Origin of the sequence: Ideonella azotifigens, assembly GCF_006519715.1 — a bacterium.
In the GTDB taxonomy this organism is placed as follows: Bacteria; Pseudomonadota; Gammaproteobacteria; order Burkholderiales; family Burkholderiaceae_C; genus Ideonella; species Ideonella azotifigens.
Genome location: NZ_VIDT01000391.1, coordinates 1 through 5,379 on the forward strand (window position 1 = coordinate 1; position 5,379 = coordinate 5,379).

6 protein-coding genes are annotated in these 5,379 nt (G+C 68.3%); 4 read left to right on the forward strand and 2 right to left on the reverse strand.

The annotated features are described in order from the left end of the window. From FKP22_RS20150 to iolB, 3 genes are all read left to right on the forward strand, one after another. Nucleotides 1–555 (forward strand): thiamine pyrophosphate-dependent enzyme (locus tag FKP22_RS20150; protein WP_233446902.1); only part of this gene is annotated, 555 nt, incomplete at its 5' end. 49 nt (nt 556–604) lie between these two features. Then, nucleotides 605–1,534 (forward strand): myo-inosose-2 dehydratase, encoded by a 930-nt coding sequence (iolE, locus tag FKP22_RS20155; RefSeq protein WP_141289483.1) that lies wholly within the window; start codon nt 605–607, stop codon nt 1,532–1,534. Then, nucleotides 1,531–2,376: a 5-deoxy-glucuronate isomerase gene (iolB, locus tag FKP22_RS20160; protein ID WP_141289484.1), complete on the forward strand. Its 846-nt coding sequence runs from the start codon at nt 1,531–1,533 to the stop codon at nt 2,374–2,376. Before iolE ends, iolB begins: the two co-directional genes overlap by 4 nt. Before the next feature lie 213 nt (nt 2,377–2,589). Here the strand turns inward: iolB and FKP22_RS20165 are convergent, their stop codons facing one another. Then, the gene (locus FKP22_RS20165; RefSeq protein ID WP_141289485.1) at nt 2,590–3,660 is read right to left on the reverse strand and encodes an NAD(P)-dependent alcohol dehydrogenase; all 1,071 of its coding nucleotides are present in this window, start codon (nt 3,658–3,660) and stop codon (nt 2,590–2,592) included. Between the two features lie 172 nt (nt 3,661–3,832). Between FKP22_RS20165 and FKP22_RS20170 the strand changes: the two genes are divergently transcribed. Then, on the forward strand, nt 3,833–4,366 hold the full coding sequence (locus FKP22_RS20170) for a hypothetical protein (protein ID WP_141289486.1): 534 nt from the start codon (nt 3,833–3,835) through the stop codon (nt 4,364–4,366). A 21-nt stretch (nt 4,367–4,387) separates the two neighbouring features. Here FKP22_RS20170 and FKP22_RS20175 read toward each other — a convergent pair whose 3' ends face one another. Then, nucleotides 4,388–5,362 carry a dipeptide ABC transporter ATP-binding protein gene (locus FKP22_RS20175; protein ID WP_141289487.1) on the reverse strand — a complete coding sequence of 325 codons (975 nt, stop codon included), beginning with the start codon at nt 5,360–5,362 and terminating at the stop codon, nt 4,388–4,390. Nucleotides 5,363–5,379: the final 17 nt, after the last annotated feature.

Genomic DNA, 5,379 nt, shown 5'->3' on the forward strand with positions numbered 1-5,379 from the left:
CCCGGCGGCTACCACATGGAGTATGGCTACTCCTGCATGGGCTACGAGATTGCCGGCGGGCTGGGCGTGAAGCTGGCCCGGCCGGAGGCCGAGGTGGTGGTGATGGTGGGCGATGGCTCCTACCTGATGATGAACTCCGAGATCGCCACCTCGGTGATGCTGGGCCGCAAGCTGCTCATCGTGGTGCTGGACAACCGCGGCTTCGGCTGCATCCAGCGCCTGCAGACGGCCACCGGTGGCGAGCGCTTCAACAACCTGCTGGCCGACTGCGTGGCCGAAGGCGGGCAGGACGTGGCCATCGACTTCGCCGCCCATGCCCGCAGCCTGGGCGCCGAGGCGGTGCATGTGGACAGCCTGGCCGCGCTCAAGCCCGCGCTGAAGCGCGCTCGCGCCGCGCAGCGCACCCAGGTCATCGTGATCGACACCACCCACCGCCGCACCACCGACGACGGCGGCTGCTGGTGGGAAGTGGCCGTGCCCGAGGTTTCGGCCCGCGCCGAGGTGCAGGCCGCGCACAGCGCGCTGCAAGCCGCCAAGGCCGCGCAGCGCCCCTGAGATTCGCCCTTTTTCCATTCCTTATTTCTGCCCCCCCGGAGACATCGGCATGCAGCCCACCCCCTGGAACGTCCGCATCGGCATCAACCCGATTTCATGGAGCAACGACGACCTGCCCGAGCTGGGCGGCGAAACCCCGCTGGAGACCGCACTGCGCGAAGGCGCAGCCATTGGCTACCAGGGCTTCGAGCTGGGCAACAAGTTCCCGCAAGCGCCCGAGGCCCTGGCCGCCAAGCTGGCCGAATTCGGCGTGGCCTGCGTCAGCGGCTGGTACTCCGGCCGTTTGGCCGAAGGCCCGCTGGACGACGAGATCGCCAACTGCCATGCCCACATGCACAAGCTGCAGCACAACGGCTGCAAGGTGGTGGTCTATGGCGAAGTGGCAGGCAGCATCCAGGGCCGCATCGACACCCCGCTGGCCCGCCGCCCGCGCTTCACGAACGAGGCCCAGTGGCGCGCCTACGGCCAGCGCCTGAACGCCTTCGGCGAGCACCTGCAAGCCGCCTACGGCCTGACGCTGGCCTACCACCACCACATGGGCGCCTATGTGGAGTCGCCCGAAGACGTTGCGCAGCTGATGGCCGTGACCCAGGCGCCGCAGGTGGGCCTGCTGTTCGACACCGGCCACGCCTTCTATGGCGGCGCCAGCGACCCCGCCGCGCTGTTGCGCCAGCACGTCAGCCGCGTGGTGCATGTGCACTGCAAGGACGTGCGGCCCCAGGTCATCGCCCAGGCCCGCAACGAAGGCTGGAGCTTTCTGACCGGCGTGCTCAATGGCACCTTCACCGTGCCCGGCGACGGCGTGATCGATTTCGACGCCGTGCTGCAGACCCTGCACGCCGCCGGCTACCAAGGCTGGCTGGTGGTGGAAGCCGAGCAGGACCCGGCCGTCGCCCCCAGCGAGCCCTATGCCCGCAAGGGCTACGAGACGCTGCGCCGCTGCATCGCCACAGCCACCGCCAGCGGAGTCACCGGATGACCAGCCCCCTGCTGGTCAAGGCCAACCCTGAAGGCCGGGAGATCGTCACCGTCACCCCCGAGCGCGCCGGCTGGCGCCACGTGGGCTTCCAGGCCCTGCGGCTCGCGCCCGGCGAAGCCGAGAGCCTGGCCACCGGGGCGCGTGAGCTCTGCCTGGTGGTGCTGAGCGGGCAGGTCGATGTGCAGGTGATCGAGCCACCCGCGCAGGCCGGTGAGGCCGCCGGTCACCGCAGCCATGAATTCCGGGCGCTGGGAACGCGGGCCGATGTGTTCGAACCGGTCTCTCCGGCCGCCGTCTATGTGCCGCCGAACTGCCAGGTGGTGGTGCGGGCAAGCACGGCTGCGGAAGTGGCGCTGTGCAGCGCGCCGGGCGATGCCCAGCCGCGCCAGGTGCGCCTGATCGATCCTGCCGGCATGCGCCGCAGCACCCGTGGCCAAGGCAGCAACACCCGCTACGTCTGCGACATCCTGCCGCACGACGACCCCACCGCCGCCCACCTGCTGGTGGTGGAAGTCATCACCCCGCCCGGCCACTCCTCCAGCTACCCCCCGCACAAGCACGACGCCGAGCAGCCGCCGCTGGAAACCCAGCTGGAGGAAACCTACTACCACCGCCTCAACCCCCCGCAAGGCTTCGCCTTCCAGCGCGTCTACACCGACGACCGCAGCCTGGACGAAGCCTGCGCCGTGGAGGACCACGACGTGGTGATGGTCCCCCGCGGCTACCACCCCGTCGTCGCCCCGCACGGCTACGAGCTCTACTACCTCAACGTCATGGCCGGCCCCCAACGCCTCTGGGTCTTCCGCAATGACCCGGTGCATGAGTGGATGTTGAAGGGGTGACGCGGCAGGCCACGGCGGAGTGGCCCTGCGCCGAAGGCAGCTGCGCCCGCGCGGCCGATACCGGCCCGGCTGAGCTTTGCTGTCCTCGCCTGTCTTGCAACGGCCGCCGCCGCGTTGGCCTCTGCCTCCGTCTCTGGCCAGCCAGGCTGGGGACCAGCGCGCCGACCGGCTGCCGGTTCATTTCGTCTGCTTCGCACCGGACGCGGGTGAGCGTCAGGCTGCCGCTGCCTTTGCCTCCAGCGTCGCCATGTCGATCACAAAGCGGTACTTCACATCGCTCTTGAGCATGCGTTCGTAGGCGGTGTTGATGTCCTGCATCGCGATCATCTCGATGTCCGAGACGATGTTGTGCTCGGCGCAGAAGTCCAGCATCTCCTGCGTTTCGCGGATGCCGCCGATCAGCGAGCCGCCCAGGCGGCGGCGCTTGAAGATCAGGCCGAAGACGTTGGGCGCCGGGTGGGCGTGCTCGGGCGCGCCGACCAGCGTCATCGTGCAGTCGCGCTTGAGCAGGGCGATGAACGGGTCCAGGTCGTGCTGGGCGGCCACGGTATTGAGGATGAAGTCGAAGGAGTTCTGGTGCGCGGCCATGGCGGCCGGGTCCTTGGAGATCACGACCTCGGCCGCGCCCAGGCGCTTGGCGTCCTCGATCTTGCTCGGCGAGGTGGTGAACAGCACCACGTGCGCGCCCATGGCCGCGGCGATCTTCACCGCCATGTGGCCGAGGCCACCCAGGCCGACCACGCCCACCTTCTGGCCCTTGCCCACGCCCCACTGGCGCAGAGGAGAGTAGGTGGTGATGCCGGCACACAGCAGCGGCGAGACGGCAGCCAGGTCCTTCTCCGCATGGCTGATCTTCAGCACGAACTTCTGCTTCACGACGATGCGGCTTGCGTAGCCGCCAAAGGTGTTTTCGCCGCCGAAGACCGGGCCGTTGTAGGTGCCGGTGAAGCCGTTTTCGCAATATTGCTCCAGGCCTTCGCCGCAGGAGGCACAGTGCTGGCAGCTGTCCACCATGCAGCCCACGCCGGCCATGTCGCCGAGCTTGAACTTCGTGACGTTGGCACCGACTGCGCTGACCCGGCCGACGATCTCGTGGCCGGGCACCGTCGGGTACAGCGTGTTCTTCCACTCGTTGCGCGCGGTGTGCAGGTCCGAGTGGCAGACGCCGCAGTAGAGGATGTCGATCTGCACGTCGTCCGGCCCGGGCGGGCGGCGCTCGATGCTGAAAGGCGCAAGGGGGCTGGTGGCGCTCTGGGCGGCGTAGGCGAGGGTGGTCGCGGTCATGGGAAGGGCTCCTGGATGCGAGAAGACGAACGGCGCAGTTTCGCCTCGCCAGACTGCGCTGTCCAAGGACCTGCGTCCATCGCAGGGCTTCCCCGGTGATGCATCGCGTTCAGGTCGAACGTGCTAGCGCTGCGGCATCTGCCGGCGTTGTTCGGAACAGAATCCACGCATCATGGAATTCATGCGCTTCAACTCCCCTGATCCCGATGCGCTCGCGATCGGCATCGAAGAAGCCCGCGCCAAGTTTGCGGCGGCGCGGCTGGCTGGGGACATGCTTGCCACGGTCGAACACGCAGCGGATCTCGGCAGCATGCTGACCACGGCAAGGCGGGAAGGCGAAGCGCTCGAACTGATGCAAACCTTGCTTGCTGAAGCCGAGGCCCAAGCCGCGCATGAGCCCGCCGGCTGGTTCTTCAATGCCTACGCGACCGCGCTGCAGTATTGCGACAGGCGAGACGAAGCGAATGATGTGTTCGCCAAGGCCCTGGCCCTGTGCCGCAACAGCCGCTGGTCACGCCTGCAGTCCTTCGTTCTGCAGCACTGGGGCCGAAGCCTGGTGGAGCGGCAGCGTTTGGACGAGGCGCAGGCCTGCTTCATGGAAGCGCTGGACCTGCGGGTTCAGCTCAACGACCCTCGCCAGGCCTCCACGCGAAAGGCGCTGGAGGCGTTGGCGGAATTGCGTGGGCTGCGAGACGACCGCGATTGATCGCTCGGTCGCCGGCTCACATCAACCCGTCACCGCCCAGCAAGCCACATCCTGCTCGCCGCGCCGTTCCAGCGGCGGCATTGCCTTTGCGCATTGGTCGAACGCCAGCGGGCAGCGGGTGCGGAAGGGGCAGCCGCTGGGGCGGTCGATGGGGGAGGGCAGTTCGCCCTTGAGGATGATGCGTTCGCGGCGCAGGGCCGGGTCGACCGTGGGCGTGGCGGAGAGCAGGGCGCGGGTGTAGGGGTGGCGCGGGCTGTCGAAGACGGCGTCGCGCGGGCCGCGTTCGACGCAGCGGCCGAGGTACATCACCATCACCTCGTCGGCCACGTGGCGGACCACGCCGAGGTCGTGCGAGATGAAGATGTAGGCCACGCCGAGCTGTTGCTGCAGGTCGGCCAGCAGGTTCAGCACCTGGGCGCGGATGGACACGTCCAGCGCCGAGACTGGTTCGTCCAGCACCAGCACGCGCGGCTTGAGCATCAGCGCGCGGGCAATGGCAATGCGCTGGCGCTGGCCGCCGGAGAACATGTGCGGGTAGCGCTGGAAATGCTCCTCGCGCAGGCCGACCAGCTTCATCATCGCGCGGGCATCGGCCTCACGGGATTTGGCGTCGCCCTGGCCATTGACCAAGAGTGGTTCGGTCAAGGCATCGCCCACGGTCTGGCGCGGGTTCAGTGAGCCGTAGGGGTTCTGGAAGACGATCTGGATCTGGCGGCGCAGCGTGCGGCGCTGGGCCTCGTCGGCCTCGGTCACATCGGTGCCGTCGATCAGCAGTTGCCCAGCGGTGGGCGACTCGATCATCGTCAGCAGCCGCGCCAGCGTGGACTTGCCGCAGCCGGACTCACCGACCACGGCCAGCGTGCGGCCGGCCTGCACCGAGAAGCTGACGCCGTCCAGCGCATGCACCGTGGCGGGCTGTTTGAACAGGCCGCGGTTGACGGGATAAAAGCGCTGCAGCGCACGCGCTTCAAGAATGGGGGAAGTCACAGCATTCATGCCGGCATCTCGTGGGG

Coding starts and splice junctions, on each gene's coding strand:
- iolE (WP_141289483.1), top strand. CDS start 605: ATGCAGCCCACCCCCTGGAACGTCCGCATCGGCATCAACCCGATTTCA.
- FKP22_RS20165 (WP_141289485.1), bottom strand. CDS start 3,660: ATGACCGCGACCACCCTCGCCTACGCCGCCCAGAGCGCCACCAGCCCC.
- iolB (WP_141289484.1), top strand. CDS start 1,531: ATGACCAGCCCCCTGCTGGTCAAGGCCAACCCTGAAGGCCGGGAGATC.
- FKP22_RS20175 (WP_141289487.1), bottom strand. CDS start 5,362: ATGAATGCTGTGACTTCCCCCATTCTTGAAGCGCGTGCGCTGCAGCGC.
- FKP22_RS20170 (WP_141289486.1), top strand. CDS start 3,833: ATGGAATTCATGCGCTTCAACTCCCCTGATCCCGATGCGCTCGCGATC.